The following is a 20,471-nucleotide window of genomic DNA, read 5'->3' on the forward strand; positions in this document are numbered from 1 at the left end:
GTCAGGCTCCTCGTTCTACGTTGTCGCCGGCGTGGGCGCCGGGCGGTACGCCTTCGGGCGTTTCGCGCTCGTCGTGGCGCACACGGAACCAGGCGGCATACAGCGCGGGCAGGAAGAACAGCGTCAGCACCGTGGCGCTGGTGATGCCGCCCATCAGCGCGGTGGCCATGGGGCCGAAGAAGTTGCTGCGCAACAGCGGGATCAGCGCCAGCACCGCCGCCGCGGCCGTCAGGGTGATGGGGCGGAAGCGCCGCACGGTGGCGCCGACGATGGCGTCGATGCGCTTGTGCCCGGTGCCGATGTCCTGCTCGATCTGGTCGACCAGGATCACCGAGTTGCGCATGATGATGCCGAACATCGCGATCACGCCCAGCATGGCGACAAAGCCGAACGGCTTGCCGAACAGCAGCAGCGCGGCCACCACGCCGATCAGCCCGAGCGGCGCGGTCAGCACCACCATCAGCACGCGGGCGAAGCTCTGCAGCTGCACCATCAGCAGCGTCAGCACCGCGACAATCATGATGGGCATCTGCGCGTTGATGGAGGACTGGCCCTTGGCGCTTTCCTCGACCGGGCCGCCGACTTCGATGCGGTAGCCCACCGGCAGCCCGGCGCGCAGCGCGTCCAGCTTGCGGTCGATGGCATGGGTGACGTCGATGCCTTGGGCGCCGGCGGTGACGTCGGCCTGCACCGTGATGGTGGGTTGGCGGTCGCGTTCCCAGATCACGCCGTACTCCAGGCCGTAGCGCACCTGGCCCAGGCTGCCCAGCGGCACCGGGCCGTTGGGCGTGGGCATGGCCAGGGTCGCCAGGCGGCCCGGATCGACCCGCTCGTGTTCGGGCGCGCGCAGGCTGACATTGATCAGTTTGTCGCGTTCGCGGTACTGCGTCACGGAGTAGCCCGACAGCGTCAGCGCCAGGAAGCTGGAAATGTCGCTCGAACTCACGCCGACCTCACGCGCCTTCTGCTGGTCGATATCGAAACGCACCGAACGCTCGGACGGCTCGTCCCAGTCGAACTGCACGTTGACCGCGCGGCTGTCGGCGCGCACCTCGGCGGCGACCTTTTCGGCCACCTGGCGCACTTCGGGGATCTTGTCGCCGCTGACGCGGAACTGGACCTGGAAACCCACCGGCGGGCCGTTCTCCAGCCGCGACAGGCGGCTGCGGATCGCCGGGAACTGCTCGCGCAGCACCGGTTCCAGCCAGTGGGCCAGCTTGTCGCGGTCCTCCACCGAATTGGCGGTGATGACGATCTGGGCGAAGTTGGGCGTGGCCAACTGCTGGTCCAGCGGCAGGTAGAAGCGCGGCGCGCCGGTACCGACGAAGCTCACCGAATGGGCGATCTCGGGCCGGCCCGCCAGCACCTTTTCAAGCCGTTCAACCTGGCGCAGCGTGGCCGCGAACGAGGCGCCTTCCTGCAGCCGCACGTCCACCAGCAGCTCGGTGCGGTCCGAGCTGGGGAAGAACTGCTGCGGCACCAGCCGGAATCCGGCCATCGCCACGATGAACACCAGCAGCGTCGCCAGCAGCACGCGCCAGCGGCGGTCCACGCACCACGCGACCCAGCCGCGCAGGCGCCGGTAGAAGCGGGTGTCGTAGATGTCGTGCTCGTGGTCGTCGGGCAGGTGCGCCTCGCGCTTGCGCTCGGGCAGCATGCGGTAGCCCAACAGCGGGATCAGCACCACCGCGGCGAACCACGAGGTGATCAGCGCGATGGCCGACACCTGGAAGATCGAGCGGGTGTATTCGCCGGTGCTGGACTTGGCCAGCGCGATCGGCAGGAAGCCCGCCACCGTCACCAGCGTGCCCGTCAGCATGGGGAAGGCGGTGCTGGTGTAGGCGAAGGCGGCGGCGCGCGCGCGGCTCCAGCCCTGTTCCAGTTTCACCGCCATCATCTCGACCGCGATGATGGCGTCGTCCACCAGCAGACCCAGCGCCAGCACCAATGTGCCCAGCGAGACCTTGTGCAGGCCGATGCCGAACAGGTCCATGAACAGCGCCGTCACCGCCAGCACCACCGGAATCGAGATCACCACCACCATGCCGGTGCGCAGGCCCAGCGACACCAGGCTGACGATCAGCACGATGGCCACGGCCTCGGCCACCGAGCGCAGGAACTCGTCCACCGAGAACGACACCGCCTTGGGCATGCTCGACACTTCGGTCAGCGTCAGGCCGGCTGGCAAACGGGCCTTGAGTTCGCCGAACTTGGCGTCCAGCGCCTTTCCAAGATGCACCACGTCGCGGCCCGGCTGCATGGTGATGCCGATGCCCAGCACCGGCTGGCCGCCCGCGCGCATCTGCTCGATGGGGGGATCATCGTAGCCGCGGTGGATGGTGGCGATGTCGCCCAGCCGGATCGACTTGCCATCGACGCGGATCAGCGTCTCGGCCAGCGCGCGGATATCCTGGAACTGGCCGCTGGGACGCACGAACACGCGGTCGTCGGCGGTGCTCAGCGTGCCGGCGCTGGCCACCGCGTTCTGGCTGTTGATGGCCTGGGCGATCTGCTGCGGCGACACCCCCAGCCGTGTCAGCTGGGCGTTGCTGATCTCGATGTAGACGTGTTCGGGCTGCTCGCCGAAGTAGTCGACCTTGGCCACGCCCGGCACCCGTAGCAGCACGGTGCGCAGGCTGTCGGCATAGTCGCGCAGTTGCGCGGGCGAAAAGCCGTCGCCCGCCAGCGTGTAGATGTTGGTGTAGACGTCGCCGAATTCGTCATTGAAGAACGGTCCCTGCACGCCTTGCGGCAGGGTGGCGGCCATGTCGCCGACCTTCTTGCGCACCTGGTACCACTCATCGGCTACCTCGCTGGCCGGCGCCGAGTCCTTCATGGTGAAGAAGATCAGCGATTCGTCGGGGCGAGAGTAGCTGCGCAGGAAGTCGGTCGAGGGCGCTTCCTGCAGCGTCCTGGCGATGCGGTCGGTGACCTGCTCCTGCATCTGTTGCGCCGTGGCGCCGGGCCAAAGGGTCTTGACCACCATCACGCGAAAGGTGAAGGGCGGGTCTTCCGACTGCGCCAGGCGCGAATACGACAGCACGCCGAACAGCGTCACCAGCGTGATCAGGAAAATCACCAGTGGCTGGTGCCGCAGCGCCCAGGCCGACAGGTTGAACCGGCCTTCCTCGTGCCGCGGCGACGCGCCTTGATTGTCAGGAACGGGCGCGCTCATGAGGCGAAGTCCTCGGGGTGCAGCGGCGGCACCGCGCGGACTTTCTCGCCGGCCGACACGGCATGCACGCCCTGCCATACCACGCGCTCGCCGACCTGCACGCCCTGCGACAGGGTGACGCTGCGCGCGTCGTAGCGCAGCACCTGCACGCGGCGCAGTTCCAGCGTGTCTTCCTGCGGCTTGATGACCCAGACGGCCGGTTCGGTGCCGTCATGGAACAGCGCGGTCGCCGGCACCGTGTAGGTGGTGGCGCCGTTGGCCTGGCGATTGTCGAAGCTGATGCTGGCGGTCATGCCCAGGCGCAGTTCGGGCGGGGGCGATTCCAGCGTCAGCTTGGCGCGGTAGGTGCGGCTCTGCGGATCGGCGGCCGGCGCGATCTCGCGCAGCACGGCGCTGAAGGTCTTGCCGGGCAGTGGCGCCAGCGTGACGGTGGCGCGCTGGCCGACGGCCAGGCCGGCCAGCACGCTTTCGGGCACGTCGCATAGCGCGTCGACCTCGCCCGACCAGGCCAGGTTGTAGACCGCCTGCCCGGCTGCCACGTTCTGGCCGGTGTCGGCCTGTTCGGCGGTGATGACGCCCGCATGGTCGGCCGTCAGGGTGGTGTAGTTGAGCTGGTCGGCCGCCAGCGCGGCCTGTTGCGCCGCCTGGTCGCGCTGCGCCAGGGCCGAGGCATAGGCGTTGCGGGTTTGTTCGAGCTGATTGGCGGCGATCAGGTTCTCCCTGGCCTGGGCGCGATCGCGATCGAGTTGTTGCCTGGCGTAGTCCAGTTGGTGCCGGGCCGCGGCCAACTGTGCGCGGGCGCTGGCCGCGTTCTTGGCGGCGTCGGCGGGATCGAGCTTGGCGACTACCTGGCCGGGCGCGACGCGATCGCCCAGCCGTACCGTGCGTTCGATGATCTTGCCGCCCACGCGGAACGACAGTGGCGTGCTGTAGCGCGCCTGCACCTCTCCCGGCAGGATCCAGGCCGGCAGCGCGGCGTCGGCCTGGGCGGGCATGGCGACCACGGGGCGCGGCGCAGGCGCTTCGGCCTCTTGGCTGCCGCAGCCGGCCAGTGCCAGGGCCAGCATCAAGGCCAGAACGGGCCGGGCGCCGCGCGGAGGCGACGGGGAGTGTGCCGCGCGGGCGGCGGGATTGCGCGCGACGGCGGACGCGCAAAGACCAGGAAGATTCACGAAACACCTCGCGACGCGGGCAGGGAAGAAGGCAGGGAGTACGGCGGACAGCGATGTCGTACTCGGGCGATCAAATATGCGATGGATTCTAATTCATATATGTATTCAGATACAAGAATGAATCTGAAATAGTGGCCGATGCTAGAATCGGCCCATGTCAAAAGTCCGCCTTACGCGAGAGCAAAGCCGTGACCAGACGCGCCAGCGTCTGCTCGATGCCGCGCAATCGATCTTCCTGGCCAAGGGTTTCGTCGCCGCCAGCGTCGAGGACATCGCCGAACTGGCCGGCTATACCCGCGGCGCTTTCTATTCCAATTTCTCCAGCAAATCCGAACTTTTCCTGCAACTGCTCAAGCGCGATCACGAGAACGTGATGGGCGACATGCGCGCCATTTTCGAAGGCGGTGAAAGCCGCGAGCAGATGGAAGAGAGCGTGCTGCGTTACTACAGCAGTCACTTCCGCGACAACGAGTGCTTTCTGTTGTGGATGGAAGCCAAGCTGCAGGCGGCGCGCGATCCCGAATTCCGGGTGGGCTTCATCGCCTGCATGGGCGAATTGCGCGACGCCACCACTGAGTACATCCGCCAGTTTTCGCTGCTCGTCGGCACGCCTTTGCCGCTGCCGGCCCGGGAGCTGGCCATTGGCCTGCTGGCGCTGTCCGATGGCATGCAGTTCAGCTTCGCCTTCGATCCGCAGGGCGTGCCGGCGGAAACGACCGAAGCGGTACTGGCGGGATTCTTCCGCCGCGTGGTGTTCGGCGAGCGCGATTCCGGCTAGCGCCGGGCGTCAGCCATGGGCCCATGACCGCCTTGCGCGGCGGCGGCACTGGCGGCCATTGTTGTCATGGCCGCCCACAACATGTTAGTAATGATGCGGCGCGCCGGCTGGACTGAGGGGGCCAGCGCCGCAGCCTTTGGTATCCCTCGGGCGAAAGGAGCGGCAGCATGTCTTCAGAAACCCGACCACCCACCATCAATCGCCCGGTTTTCTATCCGGCGGCGGTGTTCACGCTGTTGCTGGTGGGTTTCGCGATCAGCGCGCCCAAGGCCGCGCAGAGTCTGTTCGAGTCGGTCCAGGCCTGGATCCTGGGCAATGCCAGCTGGTTCTATATCCTGGTCGTCGCCATCATCCTGTTGTCGGTGGTGTTATTGGCCGTCAGCCGCTACGGCGACATCAAGCTGGGACCGGACCACAGCGAACCCGACTACCGCAATTTCACCTGGTTCGCCATGCTGTTCTCGGCCGGCATGGGCATCGGCCTGATGTTCTTCGGCGTGGCCGAACCGGTCATGCACTTCATGTCGCCGCCGGTCGGCGCGGGCGGCAATGCCATCGCCGCCCGCGAGGCGATGAAGATCACCTTCTTCCATTGGGGGCTGCACGCCTGGGCGATCTATGCCATCGTGGCCTTGATCCTGGCGTTCTTCAGCTACCGTCATGGCCTGCCGCTGACCTTGCGCTCCGCGCTGTATCCGCTGATCGGCAATCGCATCTACGGCCCGATAGGGCACGCGGTCGACATCTTCGCCATCCTCGGCACCGTGCTGGGCGTCGCGACGTCGCTGGGACTGGGCGTGGCGCAGATCAACAGCGGCCTGAATCATCTGTTCGGCGTGCCGGTGGGGGTGCCAACGCAGATCATCCTGATCATCGTCACTTGTGGCCTGGCGACGCTGTCGGTGGCGAGCGGGCTGGACAAGGGCATCCGTATCCTGTCCGAGACCAATCTGGTGCTGGCCGCCGTGCTGCTGATGTTCGTGCTGGTGGTCGGCCCCACCGTATTCCTGCTGCAGACCTTTGTGCAGAATACTGGCGCCTATCTCTCGGATATCGTCAACAAGACCTTCAACCTGTATGCCTACGAGCCGACCGATTGGATCGGCGGCTGGACCCTGTTCTATTGGGGCTGGTGGATCGCCTGGTCGCCGTTCGTGGGGCTGTTCATCGCCCGTATTTCGCGCGGCCGCACCATTCGCGAATTCGTCAGCGGCGTGCTGCTGGTGCCCGCCGGCTTCACCCTGTTCTGGATGACGGTGTTCGGCGATACCGCCATCCATCTCATCCTGGTCGATGGCCTCAAGGATTTCGCGCAGACGGTGCAGGGCGACAGTTCACTGGCCCTGTTCGCCTTTTTCGAGCAATTGCCATGGAGCGGCGTGATTTCGCTGGTGGCGATCGCCATGGTCGCGGTGTTCTTCGTGACGTCAGCCGACTCCGGCGCGCTGGTGGTGGATCTGCTGGCCTCTGGCGGTTCCGACCGCACGCCGGTATGGCAGCGCATCTTCTGGTCGTTGCTGATGGGCGCGGTGGCCATCGCGCTGTTGCTGGCCGATGGCTTGACCGCGCTGCAGACCGCGACTATCGCCAGCGCCCTGCCATTTTCCGTGATCCTGCTGTTGTCGCTGTGGGGGCTGTTCAAGGCGCTCAAGCTGGATGCGACCAAGCGCGGCATCCGGTTTCAATCGCTGACGCTGTCGCGCCCGGCGCGCGGCGGTCAATCCTGGGAGCGGCGCCTGCGCAACATGGTGATGATGCCGCGGCGGGCCCATGTGATGCGCTTCATTGCCGATGTGGTGCAGCCGGCGCTGGAGGATGTGGCTGACGAGCTGCGCAAGCAGGGCTACGCGGTCGTGGTCAAGGAAGGCGAAGGCGAGGGCGACATCATGCTCGAAGTCAATCACGGCGAACACCTGGACTTCTTCTACTCGGTGCGGCCGCAGGCCTTCGTGCGCCCCAGCCTGACGCCCGAAGAGGCCGCCGACGAGGAAGAGCGCAAGTACTTCCGCGCCGAGGTCCACTTGCGTGAGGGCGGGCAGGATTACGACATCATGGGCTGGAGCCGTGATGCCGTCATCGGCGACATCCTCGATCAGTACGAGCGCCATCGCCATTACCTGCACATGGTCCGCACCTAGGACGGACTTTCCCGGGACTGGCCCCGCGCCAGCCTGTTGTTGCCCGAACCGCCGGCATTCGCCGGCGGTTTTTTTTGGCCATTTGCCACCGATAGGCTTTCTCAATCCTCAACATTACTTTAGGTTTTTTGACTTCGTCTGATTTTTCAAGGATTATCCAAGCCGTTACTTTGATAAATGGCGAGAGAATCATGAAGTCGAAATCGGGCGCGTGGGCGGCGGGGCTGCTGGCCCTGGCGGTGATAGGGGGCGGCGGGCTGTATTGGAAATTCGGCCGCGGCGAGCAACGGGGCGGCTGGGCCATGGCCCCGGCCAAGGTGGCGGTCGCGCCCGTGCAGCAGGCGGACTTTCCGGCGGCGCTGTCGGGCATCGCCACGCTCGAGGCGACGCGTCAGGTGCTGGTGTCGGCCGAAGCCGATGGCCGCGTGGCGCGGATCCTGTTCACGCCGGGCGAGCGGGTGCGCGCCGGCCAATTGCTGGTGCAACTGAACGACGCGCCCGAGCAGGGCGAACTGGCGCGCCTGCAGGCCCAGGCCAGGAACGCGCGCGCCTTGCTGGAGCGCACCCGCCGCCTGGTGCCGCAACAGGCCGCCACCCGCGAACAACTGGAGCAGGCCCAGGCCGACTACGACCAGGCCATCGGCGAGATCAAGCGGATCCAGGCGCTGATCGACCAGAAGCGCGTCAAGGCGCCGTTCGACGGCGTGCTGGGCGTGCGTCGCGTCAACCTGGGCCAGTTCGCCCGCGCCGGCGATCCGCTGGTGTCGCTGACCGATGCGGCCAGTGTCTACGCCAACATCACGTTGCCGGAGCAGGCGCTGGGCGTCCTGCGCCCCGGCCAGCCGGTCACCGTGACGGTCGATGCCCATGCCGGCCGGGTGTTTGACGGCGCCGTCACCACCATCGAACCGCAGGTCGATCCAGGCACGCGCACCGTGCGGGTACAGGCCACGCTGGCCAATGCCGACGGCGCCCTGGCGGCGGGCATGTTCGCCCACGGCCAGGTGGTGCTGCCGCCGCGGCCGGGCGTGCTGACCGTGCCGGAAACCGCCATCAGCTACAGCGCCTATGGCGATTCGGTCTATGTGGTGACGCCGCCCAAGGCCGGTGATGCGTCGGCGCCGCCCACCGTGACCCAGGCCTATGTGCAGACCGCCGAGCGCGTGCGCGGCCGGGTGGTGGTGACCAAGGGCCTCAAGCCCGGCGACCGCGTGGTGACCTCGGGCCAACTGCGCCTGCACAACGGCGCGGCCGTCGAGATCAGCACCCAGGATACCGTGGCGCTGGACGCCGCGGCGCCATCCGTGGCGCAAGCCCGCTGAGCCCGCGGAGCCGATCATGAAATTCACCGACCTGTTCGTGCGCCGGCCGGTGCTGGCGCTGGTGGTCAGCACGCTGCTGCTGTTGCTCGGGCTGCGCGCCCTGAGCGGCCTGCCGATCCGCCAGTACCCGCTGACCGAAAGCACCACCATCACCATTACCACGCAGTACCCGGGCGCTTCGCCCGACCTGATGCAGGGCTTCGTCACCCAGCCCATCGCGCAGTCCGTCGCCACCGTCGAAGGCATCGACTACCTGTCTTCGTCTTCGACCCAGGGCCGCAGCGTGATCACGGTGCGCATGAAGCTCAACGCCGATTCCAATAAGGCCATGACCGAGGTCATGGCCAAGGTCAACGAAGTCAAATATCGCTTGCCGCAGGACGCCTACGACCCGGTGCTGGTCAAGTCGGCCGGCGAGGCGACGGCCGTGGCCTACGTGGGCTTTTCCAGCTCGACCATGTCGCTGCCGGCGCTGACCGACTACCTGTCGCGCGTGGTGCAGCCGCAACTATCGTCGATCGACGGCGTGGCCAGCGTGGAACTGTACGGCGGCCAGAAGCTGGCGATGCGGGTCTGGCTCGACCCAGACCGGCTGGCCGCGCGCGGCATCTCGGCCGGCGAGCTGGCCGAGGCCCTGCGCCAGAACAACGTGCAGGCCGCGCCCGGGCAGGCCAAGGGCCTGTACGTGGTGGCCAACATCAAGGTCAACACCGACCTGGTCAACGTGGCCGAGTTCCGCGACATGGTCATCAAGCGTGAAGGCGACGCCATCGTGCGCCTGGGCGACGTAGCCACTGTCGAACTGGGCGCGGCCTCGACCGACTCCAGCGGCCTGATGGACGGCGAGCCTGCCGTGTACTTCGGCCTGAATGCCACGCCGGTCGGCAACCCGCTGGTGATCGTCAAGCGCCTGAACGAGCTGCTGCCCGGCATCAAGCAGAACCTGCCGCCCGGCACCAGCGTGCAGGTGCCGTTCGAGCTGGCGCGCTTCATCAGCGCGTCGATCGACGGCGTGGTGCACACGCTGATGGAGGCCGTCGTCATCGTGGTGGCGGTGATCTTCCTGTGTCTCGGTTCGCTGCGCGCGGTGCTGATTCCGGTGGTCACCATTCCGCTGTCGATGCTGGGCGGCGCAGCCATCATGGCGCTGTTCGGCTTCAGCGTGAACCTGCTGACGTTGCTGGCCATGGTGCTGGCCATCGGTCTGGTGGTGGACGACGCCATCGTGGTGGTCGAGAACGTGCACCGCCATATCGAAGAGGGCAAGTCGCCGGTGCGCGCGGCTCTGATCGGCGCGCGCGAAGTGGCGGGCCCGGTCATCGCCATGACCATCACGCTGGCGGCGGTGTATGCGCCGATCGGCCTCATGGGCGGCCTGACCGGTTCCTTGTTCAAGGAGTTCGCCTTCACGCTGGCGGGGGCGGTGGTGGTGTCAGGGGTGATCGCGCTGACGCTGTCGCCGGTAATGAGTTCGTTCCTGCTCGACAGCCAGGTGTCCGAAGGCCGGATGGCGCGCCGCGCCGAACACTTCTTTGCCCGCTTGGGAGACGCCTACGGCCGGTTGCTGGACGTGTCGCTGCATCATCGCTGGGTCACCGGCCTGGTGGCGGTGGGGGTGATGGCCAGTTTGCCGTTCCTGTACAACGCCGCCCAGCGCGAACTGGCGCCGGTCGAGGACCAGTCCACCGTGCTCACCGCGATCAAATCGCCGCAGCACGCCAACATCGACTACGTCGAGAAGTTCGGCCAGCAGTGGGACGATGTGATGGCGACGCTGCCCGAGCAGAAGGGCCGCTGGCTCATCAACGGCTCGGACGGCGTATCCAATAGCATCGGCGGCGTGGACTTCGTCGACTGGCACGAGCGCAAGCGCTCGGCCGACCAGATCCAGGCCGACATGCAATCGATGGTCAACCAGATCGAGGGCAGCAATATCTTCGCTTTCCAGTTGCCGCCGCTGCCGGGCTCGACCGGCGGCCTGCCGGTGCAGATGGTCATCATGAGCGCGGCCGACTACCCGGTGGTGTACGAGGCCATGGAAAACCTGAAGCAGGCGGCGCGCGCCAGCGGCCTGTTCATGGTGGTCGACAGCGACCTGGACTACAACAACCCGGTGGTGCAACTGAAGGTGGACCGCGCCAAGGCCAACAGCCTGGGGGTCACCATGAGGGCGGTGGGCGACACGCTGGCGGTGCTGGTGGGCGAGAACTACATCAATCGTTTCGGCATGGACGGCCGCTCGTACGACGTGATCCCGCAGAGCCTGCCCGAGCACCGCATCTCGCCCGAATCGCTGGCGCGGTACTACGTCAAGAGCGCCAGCGGCGCGCAGGTGCCGCTGTCGAACATCGTGTCGGTGTCGATGGGCGTGGAGCCCAACAAGCTGACCCAATTCAACCAGCTCAACGCGGCTACCTTCCAGGCCATCCCGATGCCCGGCGTGACCATGGGCGATGCGGTGCAGTTCCTGACGCGCCAGGCGCAGCAGTTGCCGGCCGGCTTCAGCTACGACTGGCAATCGGACGCGCGTCAGTTCAGCCAGGAAGGCTCGGCGCTGATGATCACCTTCATCTTCGCCATCATCGTCATCTACCTGGTGCTGGCGGCGCAGTACGAAAGCCTGCGCGACCCGTTCATCATTCTGGTGAGCGTGCCGCTGTCGATCTGCGGCGCGTTGATCCCGCTGGCGCTGGGCATGGCGACCATCAACATCTACACGCAGATCGGTCTGGTGACGCTGATCGGGCTGATCAGCAAGCACGGCATCCTGATGGTGGAATTCGCCAACGAGATGCAGATCAGCCATGGCCTGGACCGGCGCGGCGCCATGGAGCACGCCGCCCGCATCCGCCTGCGTCCGATCCTGATGACTACCGCCGCCATGGTGGTGGGCCTGATCCCGCTGCTGTTCGCCAGCGGCGCCGGCGCCCACAGCCGCTACAGCCTGGGCCTGGTGATCGTGGTCGGCATGCTGGTCGGCACGCTCTTCACGCTGTTCGTGCTGCCCACCGTCTACACCTTGCTGGCGCGCGACCACCGCGCCGCCAACGACACGCCGCGCGCCCGCGAGCTGGCGCAGGCGCAGGCCGAGGACGCGCGGTCGGCCGCCGCGCCGCGCCCCGCCGCAACGCACTGAGGAGCCGACCATGAAACATCCCGATCTGTCCCAACGCCTGCGCCGTGGCGCCACGGTGCTGCTGGCCGTGCTGGCTACCGCCGGCTGCGCCGTCGGTCCCGACTACCGGAAGCCGCGGGCCGCGCCGGTGGCGCTGGCCAGCCCCGAGCAGGCGCTGTTCTCCACCGACCGCGTGCAGCAGGATTGGTGGAAGCAGTTGCAGGACCCGCAGCTGGACCGCCTGGTCACCCTGGCGCTGCAACGCAACCACGACATCCGCATCGCCCAGGCCCGCCTGGCCGAGTCGCGCGCGGCGCTGGACGAGAAGGAACTCGACCAGTTCCCCACCGTCACGCTGGGCGGGCGCTTCGAGCGCAGCCTGTCGCAGGCCAACCCCGGCGTGACGGGCGAGCGCAACCTGGCCAAGAGCTACCGCGCGGGCTTTGACGCCACCTGGGAGATCGACCTGTTCGGCCGCCTGCGCCGCGCCGCCGAAGGCGCGGCCGCGCGCAGCGAGGCCCAGGCGGCCGACTTGGCGCAGGCCCGCATCGTGGTGGTGGCCGAGGTGGCGCGCAACTACTTTGAACTGCGCGGCGCCGAACAACGCCTGGCGGTGGCGCGCGCCAACCTGGACAGCCAGCGCGACAGCCTGCGTGTGATCCAGGCCATGGTGTCGGCCGGCCGCGGCGACGAGGGCGACCTGGCCAGCGCCCGCGCCGAGTTGGAAACGGTGCAGGCCAGCGTGCCGCTGCAGGAAACCGCGCGGCGCCTGGCGCGGTACCGCCTCGCGGTGCTGGCCGGGCTGCGGCCGGTGGAGCTGGGCGAGCTGGACGCGGCCACGCCGCAGCCGCCGCTGGCGGCGCGCCTGCCGATCGGCGACGTCGGCGCCTTGCTGGCGCGCCGTCCCGACGTGCGGGCGGCCGAGCGCAACATGGCGGCGGCCAATGCCGACGTGGGCGTGGCCACGGCGGAACTGTATCCGCGCATCGACCTGGGCGGCTTCCTCGGTTTCGTGGCTCTGCGCGGCGCCGACTTCGGCAGCGCCTCCAGCCGCGCCTTCAGCGTGGCGCCCGGCGTCAACTGGCCGGCCTTCCACCTGCCCACCGCGCAGGCGCGCAAGCGGGCGGCGCAGGCGCGTTCGCAGGGCGAGGTGGCGCGCTACGAGCAGACCGTGCTGCAGGCGGTCGAGGAACTGGAGGGGGCGCTGACGCAGTACGGCCAGACCCAGCAGCGGCTGGGCAGCCTGGCGCAGGCGGCCGCCTACAGCGGCCGCGCGGCGGAACTGGCGCGCCTGCGCTACCGCGAAGGCAGCGCGCCCTACCTGACGGTGCTGGACGCGCAGCGCACGCAGCTGCGGGCGCAGGACGCGGTGGCGGTGGCCGAAACGGCCTCCTATACCAGCCTGGTCGCGCTCTACAAGGCGCTGGGCGGCGGCTGGGAGGCGCCGTTCGTGGCACCATAGGGGCTTAGCGCCTTACCGACCTTCCATGTCCGACGACCACCTGTCCCACCCTATTTCCTGGCAGCCGCACCAGCCGGCGGACCGCGTGCTCATGGCGCTCAAAACGCGCGGCCCGCAATCGGTCGCGGTCATCGCCAAGGCGCTCGACGTCACGGCCGAGGCGGTGCGCCAGCAGATGACGCGCCTGCACGCGGACGGGTTGGTGGATTCGGAAAGCCGCAGCGCGGGGCGCGGCCGGCCCACCCAGATCTGGTTCCTGACCGAGGCCGGCCAGCGCCGTTTTCCCGACACGCACGCCGACATGACGGTGCAGATGATCAACGCCGCGCGTCAGGTGTTCGGCGAAGAAGGCGTGGACAAGCTGATCCTGGCGCGCGAGGCGGCCATGCGGGCCAACTACCTGCAGGCATTGGCCGGCGCCCGAGACCTGCCGCAGCGGCTCGAGCAACTGGTGCGGGTGCGCTCGGCCGAAGGCTACATGGCCGAGATGCGCCGTGACGGCGATGACTTCCTGTTCATCGAGAACCACTGTCCCATCTGCGCGGCGGCCCAGGCCTGTATGGGCTTTTGCCGCAGCGAGCTGGCGCTGTTCCAGCAGGTGCTGGGCCAGGATGTGCGGGTCGAGCGCGAAGAGCACATCCTGCTGGGCGCGCGCCGCTGCGCCTACCGCATCAGCGCGCGCGCCTGACCTTGCGGCGCGCCCGGCATCGCCGCGAGGTCGGCCTTGCGTCAGGATGCCGGCGATGAACCGTCGTCCCAGCCCCCCAGCGCCTTGTACAGCTCCACCGCGTTGACCAGCCGGCGCTGCTGCAGCCGGATGTATTCCTGTTCCGACTCGAACAGGCTGCGCTGTGCCTCCAGCATCTCCAGGTAGTTCGCCACCCCGCGCGCATAGCGTCGCTCGGCCAACCGCTGGCGTTCGCGGTCGGCGTCGCGCACTTTGCGCTGGGCCGCGATCTGGTCGCGCAGCGCATCGCGCGCCGACAAGGCGTCGGCCACATCGCGGAACGCCGCCTGGATGCTGCCTTCGTACTGCGCCACCGCGATGTGCTTGCGGGTCTCGGCCAACGACAGGTTGGCGCGGTTGCGGCCGGCGTTGAAGATCGGCAGCGTCAGGCGCGGCGCGAAACTCCAGCCGCCGCTGCCGCCGCTGAACAGATCCGAGAAGCGGTCGGCGGTGGTGCCAATGTCGGTGGTCAGTTGCACCGACGGGAAGAACGCCGCGCGCGCCGCGCCGATGTCGGCGTTGGCCGCGCGCAGCGCCTGTTCCGCCTGGCGCAGGTCGGGGCGGCGGGCCAGCAGTTCGGACGGCAGGCCAGCGGCCAGCGGCGTCAGGGCCTGGCTTTCCAGCGGCGTGGCATCGACACCGACCGGCAGTGCGAAATCGCCCGCCAGCAGGCCCAGCGCATGCCGCGCCAGGTTGGCCTCGCGGGTCAGCGCGGCGAGCGTGGCGCGCGAACTCTCCACCAGCATCTGCGCGGTGCGCAGGCCAATGGCCGTCTCCAGCCCGGCGTCGTAGCGGCGCTGGGTCAATGTCAACGTGGTCTCGCGCAATGCCAGCGTGTCGGCGGTCAGGCGCAGTTGCTCGGCCAGCGAGCGCTGGTTGAAGTAGGCCGTCGCCGTCTCCGCCACCAGCGCCAGCGTGGCGGCGCGGTGGGCTTCTTCACTGGCCAGATAGCGCGCCAACGCGGCGTCCGACAGGCTCCTGACCCGGCCGAAGAAATCCAGCTCGAAGGCGGTGATGCCGACAGCCGCGCGGTAGCGGTTGGCCACCGGCATGCGCGGCTGGCCGGGCTCGGCCGCGCGGCCGCGGCTGAATTCGCCGCTGGCGTCGATGGCCGGCAGACGTTCGGACTGCTGCACGCCGTACAGCGCGCGCGCTTCCTCGATGCGCAACGCCGCCACCCGCAGGTCGCGGTTGTTGGCCAGCGCGGCCGCGATCCAGGCCTGCAGCGCCGGGTCGTTGAAATAGGCGCGCCAGTCCTGTGGCGCGGCGGCCTGGCCGGGCAGTGCCGGCGTGTCGTACTGCGCCGGCACCGGCGCCGCGGGGCGCTCGTGGGTCGGCGCCAGCGAGCAGCCGGACAGGGCCAGCGCCAGCAAGGTCATTGCCACGGTTTTCATGGCGTCGTCTCCAGCGTTTCGCGGCCTGCGGGGCGCGCGGGGCGGGCGCGCATGCCGACCATGCGCCCCACGATGAGAAAGAACAGCGGCACCAGGAAGACCGCCAGCACAGTGGCGGTGATGATTCCGCCGAGCACGCCGGTGCCGATGGCGGCCTGCGCGCCGGACGCGGCGCCGCTGGCCAGCGCCAGCGGCAGCACGCCCACGCCGAAAGCCAGCGAGGTCATTACGATCGGCCGCAGCCGCAGCCGCGCGGCCTCCAGCGTGGCCGACAGCACGCCCTGGCCGTCGCGCACCAGGTCCTTGGCCACTTCCACGATCAGGATCGCGTTCTTGGCCGACAGGCCGATGGTGGCGATCAGGCCGACCTTGAAGTAGATGTCGTTCGGCATGCCGCGCACGGTTACCCCCAGCAGCGCGCCGATCACGCCCAGCGGCACCACCAGGATCACCGCCAGCGGAATCGACCAGCTTTCGTACAGGGCCGCCAGCGCCAGGAACACAATCAGTACCGATAGCGCGAACAGCACCGGCGCCTGGTTGCCCGACAGCCGCTCTTCGTACGACTGGCCTGACCAGTCGAAGCCGATGCCGCGCGGCAGCTCGGCCGCCAGCGCCTCCATGGCGCGCATGGCTTCGCCGCTGCTGTGGCCCGGCGCCGCCGAGCCGTTGATGGTAAATGACGGAAAGCCGTTGTAGCGGTTCAACTGCGGCGGTCCCATTGACCACTTCAAGGTCGTGAAGGCCGACAGCGGCACCATCTGGCCTTGCAGGTTGCGCACGTGCAGGCGCGAGATGTCATCCAGGTCCACGCGACGTTTGCCATCGGCCTGCACCGTCACGCGCCGTACCTGCCCGTTGAGCATGAAGTCGCCGATGTAGTCCGAGCCGTACATCACTGCCAGCGCGGTGTTGATCTCGTCGATCGGCACGCCCATGGCCTGCGCCTTGTCACGGTCGACGTGCAGCTGCAGTTGCGGCGCTTCTTGCTGGCCGGCGAACACCACGTCCGTCAGCGCCGGATGTTCCGCCGCCTTGGCCAGCAGTTGCTGGCGCGCCCGCGTCAGCGCTTCATAACCGACGCCGCCGCGGTCCTGCAGGCGCAAGTCGAAGCCCGAGGTCGAGCCCAGATCGGGCAACGGCGGCGAGTTGAGCGCGAACACCATCAGGTTCTTGCGCGCGGCAAAGACCTCGTTGATGCGCTTGACCACTGCGTCCACCTGCAACGCCGGGTCGCGCCGCTCCTTCCAGTCCTTGAGCGTGACGAAGAGCATGGCCGAGTTCGGGCCGCTGCCGTACTGGCTGAAGCCGTTGACCGAGTACACGTACTGCACCGGCTCATGCTCCATCATGTAGCGCTCGACATCCTTGACCACGGCCATGGTCTCGGCCTGCGGCGAGCCTTGCGGCAGGATCACCATGGCCATGAAGCTGCCCTGGTCTTCGTCAGGCAGGAACGATGAGGGCAAGCGCGCGAACAGCAGCGCGGCCACGCCGATCACCAGCGCGTAGGCCAGTCCGAAGCGCAGTGGCCGCGCCAGCACGCCGGCCACCTGCGCCGTGTAGCGCGTGGTCAGGCGCGCGAAGGCGCGGTTGAACCCGCCGAAGAAACCGCGCTTTTCGTGGTGGCCGGCCGGGACCGGCTTGAGCAGGCTGGCGCACAGCGCCGGCGTCAGCGACAGCGCCAGGAAGGCCGAGAAGGCGATGGACACCGCCAGCGTCACGGCGAACTGGCGGTAGATGTTACCCACCGCGCCGTCGAAGAATGCCATCGGCACGAACACCGACACCAGCACCACCGTGATGCCGACGATGGCGCCGCTGATCTGGCCCATGGCCTTGACCGTGGCGTCATGCGGCGACAGGCCCTCTTCGGCCATGATGCGCTCGACGTTCTCGACCACCACGATGGCATCGTCCACCAGGATGCCGATGGCCAGCACCATGCCGAACATCGTCAGCACGTTGATCGAATAGCCCAGCCCCAGCATCACCCCCAGCGTGCCCAGCAGCGCCACCGGCACCACCAGCGTCGGGATCAGCGTGGCGCGCAGGTTCTGCATGAACAGATACATCACGCAGAACACCAGCGCCACCGCTTCCAGCAGGGTCATCAGCACCTTCTTGATCGAGATCTCGACGAAAGTGGAGGTTTCATACGGAATGTCCCAGCTCACGCCCGGCGGGAAGTACTGGGCCAGCTCGCGCATGGTCTCGCGGATGCGGCGGGTGGTCTCGACCGCGTTCGAACCCGGCGCCAGCTTGATGCCCAGGCCGGTGCCGGTCATGCCGTTGACGCGCGACAGGTACATGTAGTCGGTGCCGCCCAGTTCCACCCGCGCCACGTCCTTCAGGCGCAGCGTGGCGCCATCGGGTTGCGCGCGCAGCGGGATGTTGGCGAACTGTTCCGGCGTATGCAGCGATTCGCCCGCCACGATGCTGGTGTTCAGCGGCGCATCCTTTGGCACGGCCTGGTTGCCCAGCTCGCCGATGGTGACACGCGCGTTGTGGCTGCGCAGGGCCGAGACGATGTCCCCCGGCGTCAGCGACAGGGCGGTGAGCTTGACCGGATCGGGCCAGATGCGCATCGCCGCTTCCGCGCCGAACGACTGCACCTTGCCCACGCCTTCGACCCGCCGCAGCGCCTGCAGCACATTGGAGGCGGCCAGTTCGCCCAGTTGCATGTCGTCCAGGCTGCCGTCCGACTTCAGCGACACCACCAGCTGGATGTTGTCGGCCGCCTTTTCCACCCGCACGCCGTCGCGCCGCACCGATTCGGGCAGGCGCGGCTCGACCGCCTTCAGGCGGTTCTGCACTTCCACTGCCGCGATGTCGGGGTTGGTGCCCTGCTTGAAGGTCAGGTTGATGCTGGCCCAACCGGTGGAATCGCTGCTGGAAGCGGTGTACATCAGCCCCGGAGCGCCGTTCATCTCGCGTTCGATGATGGCGGTGACGGCTTCCTCGACCACCTTGGCCGAGGCGCCCGGATAGCTGGCGCCGATATTCACTACGGGCGGCGCGATGTCCGGATACTGCGCCACCGGCAGCGCGCGGATCGACAACACGCCGACCAGCGCGATCAGCAGGGAGATCACCCACGCGAAGACGGGGCGATCGATAAAGAAACGCGCCATGGCGGTTTACCTTTTTGCTTGTTTTTCCCCGGTCGCCGCGGGCGCGCTTGGCGCGGCCCGCTCGACCGGTTTGATTTTCTGGCCGGGGGCCAACTGCGCGGCGTTTTCCACCACCACGCGTTCGCCGCCTTGCAGTCCCTCGGTGACGACCCAGTTCGGGCCCAGCAGACGCTGCGCGGTGACCGGCACGCTGCGCAGTTCGCCGTCGTCCCCCGCCACCAGCAGATGGGCGCCGCCGGCATTGCGCAACAGGGCATCGCGCGGCACCAGATAGGTGTCGCGGTTGACGGCCTGCTCCAGCCGCACCCGCACATACATGCCCGGCAGCAGCGTGCGGTCGGGGTTGGCGAACAGTGCGCGCATGGTCACGTTGTCGGTGCCCGGGTCGACCGCCAGGTCGGCGAACGACAGCGTGCCGCCCTGGCCGTACTCCGAGCCGTCCGGCAGCAGCAGGCGCACCCGCATCTTGTCGGGCGCGACGCCTTCCAGCGCGCCGGCACGGATCTGCTTGCGCAACTGCATGACCTCGGCCGCCGGCTGCGCGAAGTTGACGTAGATCGGATCGAGCTGCTGCACCACCGTCAGCGGCGTGGCCTGGCCTTCGCCCACCAGCGCGCCCTCGGTGACCAGCGCGCGCCGCGCGCGGCCGTCGATCGGCGAGGTGACGCGCGCGTACGCCAGCCGCAGCCTGGCACTTTGCAGATTGGCCTTGGCCAGCGCCACCTCGGCGCGCGCCTGGCGTTCCTCGGCCACGCTCTCTGCGTGATCGCGTTCGCTGATGGCGCGGTCCGACACCAGGTCGGCGTAGCGGCGCAACTTGTCGGCCGCGGCCGACAGGTTGGCCTGGGCTCTGGCCAGGGCGGCGGCTTGGGAATCGTAGGCCGCTTGCAGTGGCGCCGGATCGATCTGGAACAGCGGCGCGCCGCGCGCCACCTCCTGGCCCTCGTCGTACAGGCGCTGAATGACGATGCCGGCCACGCGCGCGCGGACTTCGGCTTCGCGATAGGGCTCCAGCCGGCCAGGCAGTTCGCTGGCAACGGGGGTGGGGGTGGGCTTGGCCACGATGACGCCGATTGCGGCGGGCGCCTTGGCGGCTTCCGGTGTTTCCGGCTTCGAACAAGCTGAAACAAGAAGCAATACGGATGCGAATGCGAGCGTTCTTAGTGGGACTCGGTACGACATTTTTTAGAAGTTATTGTGGGGGTGCCCATGGCGGGCGAGGAGGGAACGTGCGCGGGTTTTCCCTGTGGGGAACGCAGTCTATCATTTAATCCGTCACGCTTGATTAATTGTTTTGTTAAAAAGTATGCTGGCGGCTGCATACTTTTTTACAGTGCGCAGACGGCGGCCCCCGCAAGGCGGGCCGCCGTTTTCATGTCCATCCGTTCAACCCATTTCTACAAGGAGATCTTTGTATGGCCCGCAAGACGAAAGAAGAATCCCAACGCACCCGCGATCGCATCCTGGACGCCGCCGAGCACGTGTTCCTGTCCAAAGGGGTGGCCAGCACCACGATGAGCGATATCGCCGACTTCGCGGGCGTGTCGCGGGGCGCCGTCTAAGGCCATTACAGGAACAAGATCGACGTCTGTATCGCCATGTGCGACCGCGCCCTGGGCGAGGCGGTGTCGCTGACCCGGGTCTCCACCGAGGGCGAGGCGCTCGAAGCGCTCTATGCGTCGATGCGCCAGTACGTGCAGATTTATGCCGAGGAAGGCTCGGTGCAGCGCGTGCTGGAGATTCTCTACCTGAAATGCGAGCGCAGTGACGAGAATGCGCCGCTGTTGCGCCGCCGCGATCTGTGGGAACGCCACGCCCTGCGCACTTCCGAAAAACTGCTGCGCGCCGCCGTCAGCCGCGCCGACCTGCCGCCGGCCCTGGACGTGCGCCTGTCCAATATCTATCTGCACTCCCTGGTCGAGGGCGTGTTTGGCACCATCTGCTGGTCCGATCGCCTCAAGGGCGATATCTGGCCGCGCGTCGAGCGCATGCTCCGCGCCGCCATCGACACGCTGCGGCTGTCGCCGCAACTGAGGACGCCGCTGGCCGTGTAG

11 protein-coding genes and 1 pseudogene are annotated in these 20,471 nt (G+C 67.9%); 7 read left to right on the forward strand and 5 right to left on the reverse strand.

Features of this window, described 5'->3' with window-relative positions; genetic code table 11:
• Window position 1: 1 nt before the first annotated feature.
• Window positions 2–3,175: an efflux RND transporter permease subunit gene (locus HV701_RS01575; RefSeq protein ID WP_175131380.1), complete on the reverse strand. Its 3,174-nt coding sequence runs from the start codon at window positions 3,173–3,175 to the stop codon at window positions 2–4.
• Complete coding sequence (locus HV701_RS01580) at window positions 3,172–4,242, reverse strand: efflux RND transporter periplasmic adaptor subunit (RefSeq protein WP_175131381.1); 1,071 nt, start codon at window positions 4,240–4,242, stop codon at window positions 3,172–3,174. The genes HV701_RS01575 and HV701_RS01580 overlap by 4 nt, the downstream gene beginning before the upstream one ends.
• Window positions 4,243–4,501: 259 nt before the next feature.
• Between HV701_RS01580 and HV701_RS01585 the strand changes: the two genes are divergently transcribed.
• The 6 genes from HV701_RS01585 to HV701_RS01610 all read left to right on the forward strand — a co-directional run bounded on the left by HV701_RS01585 (window position 4,502) and on the right by HV701_RS01610 (window position 13,850).
• Window positions 4,502–5,125: a TetR/AcrR family transcriptional regulator gene (locus tag HV701_RS01585; RefSeq protein WP_175131382.1), complete on the forward strand. Its 624-nt coding sequence runs from the start codon at window positions 4,502–4,504 to the stop codon at window positions 5,123–5,125.
• Between the two features lie 167 nt (window positions 5,126–5,292).
• Window positions 5,293–7,263, forward strand: a complete 1,971-nt coding sequence (locus HV701_RS01590; RefSeq protein ID WP_175131383.1) for a BCCT family transporter — start codon at window positions 5,293–5,295, stop codon at window positions 7,261–7,263.
• A gap of 191 nt (window positions 7,264–7,454) precedes the next feature.
• Window positions 7,455–8,585, forward strand: a complete 1,131-nt coding sequence (locus tag HV701_RS01595) for an efflux RND transporter periplasmic adaptor subunit (RefSeq protein ID WP_175131384.1) — start codon at window positions 7,455–7,457, stop codon at window positions 8,583–8,585.
• A gap of 16 nt (window positions 8,586–8,601) precedes the next feature.
• Entirely contained in the window at window positions 8,602–11,721 is a 3,120-nt protein-coding gene (locus HV701_RS01600) for a MexW/MexI family multidrug efflux RND transporter permease subunit (RefSeq protein ID WP_175131385.1), read from the forward strand.
• A gap of 10 nt (window positions 11,722–11,731) precedes the next feature.
• The gene (locus HV701_RS01605) at window positions 11,732–13,162 is read left to right on the forward strand and encodes an efflux transporter outer membrane subunit (protein ID WP_175131386.1); all 1,431 of its coding nucleotides are present in this window, start codon (window positions 11,732–11,734) and stop codon (window positions 13,160–13,162) included.
• A gap of 25 nt (window positions 13,163–13,187) precedes the next feature.
• Window positions 13,188–13,850, forward strand: a complete 663-nt coding sequence (locus HV701_RS01610; RefSeq protein ID WP_175131387.1) for a helix-turn-helix transcriptional regulator — start codon at window positions 13,188–13,190, stop codon at window positions 13,848–13,850.
• A gap of 41 nt (window positions 13,851–13,891) precedes the next feature.
• Here the strand turns inward: HV701_RS01610 and oprZ are convergent, their stop codons facing one another.
• From oprZ to HV701_RS01625, 3 genes are read right to left on the reverse strand one after another with little or no spacing between them, the layout of a single operon-like run.
• Complete coding sequence (oprZ, locus tag HV701_RS01615) at window positions 13,892–15,283, reverse strand: multidrug efflux RND transporter outer membrane subunit OprZ (protein ID WP_175131388.1); 1,392 nt, start codon at window positions 15,281–15,283, stop codon at window positions 13,892–13,894.
• Entirely contained in the window at window positions 15,280–18,417 is a 3,138-nt protein-coding gene (gene axyY / locus HV701_RS01620; RefSeq protein ID WP_175131389.1) for a multidrug efflux RND transporter permease subunit AxyY, read from the reverse strand. Before axyY ends, oprZ begins: the two co-directional genes overlap by 4 nt.
• A 6-nt stretch (window positions 18,418–18,423) precedes the next feature.
• Window positions 18,424–19,599, reverse strand: coding sequence for a MexX/AxyX family multidrug efflux RND transporter periplasmic adaptor subunit (locus HV701_RS01625; RefSeq protein ID WP_175131390.1), 1,176 nt, complete (start codon window positions 19,597–19,599; stop codon window positions 18,424–18,426).
• A 233-nt stretch (window positions 19,600–19,832) separates the two neighbouring features.
• Between HV701_RS01625 and axyZ the strand changes: the two are divergent.
• Window positions 19,833–20,471, forward strand: a pseudogene (gene axyZ, locus HV701_RS01630) (multidrug efflux transcriptional repressor AxyZ).

It is taken from the genome of Achromobacter pulmonis (genome assembly GCF_902859765.1).
Taxonomy (GTDB): Bacteria; Pseudomonadota; Gammaproteobacteria; order Burkholderiales; family Burkholderiaceae_B; genus Achromobacter; species Achromobacter pulmonis.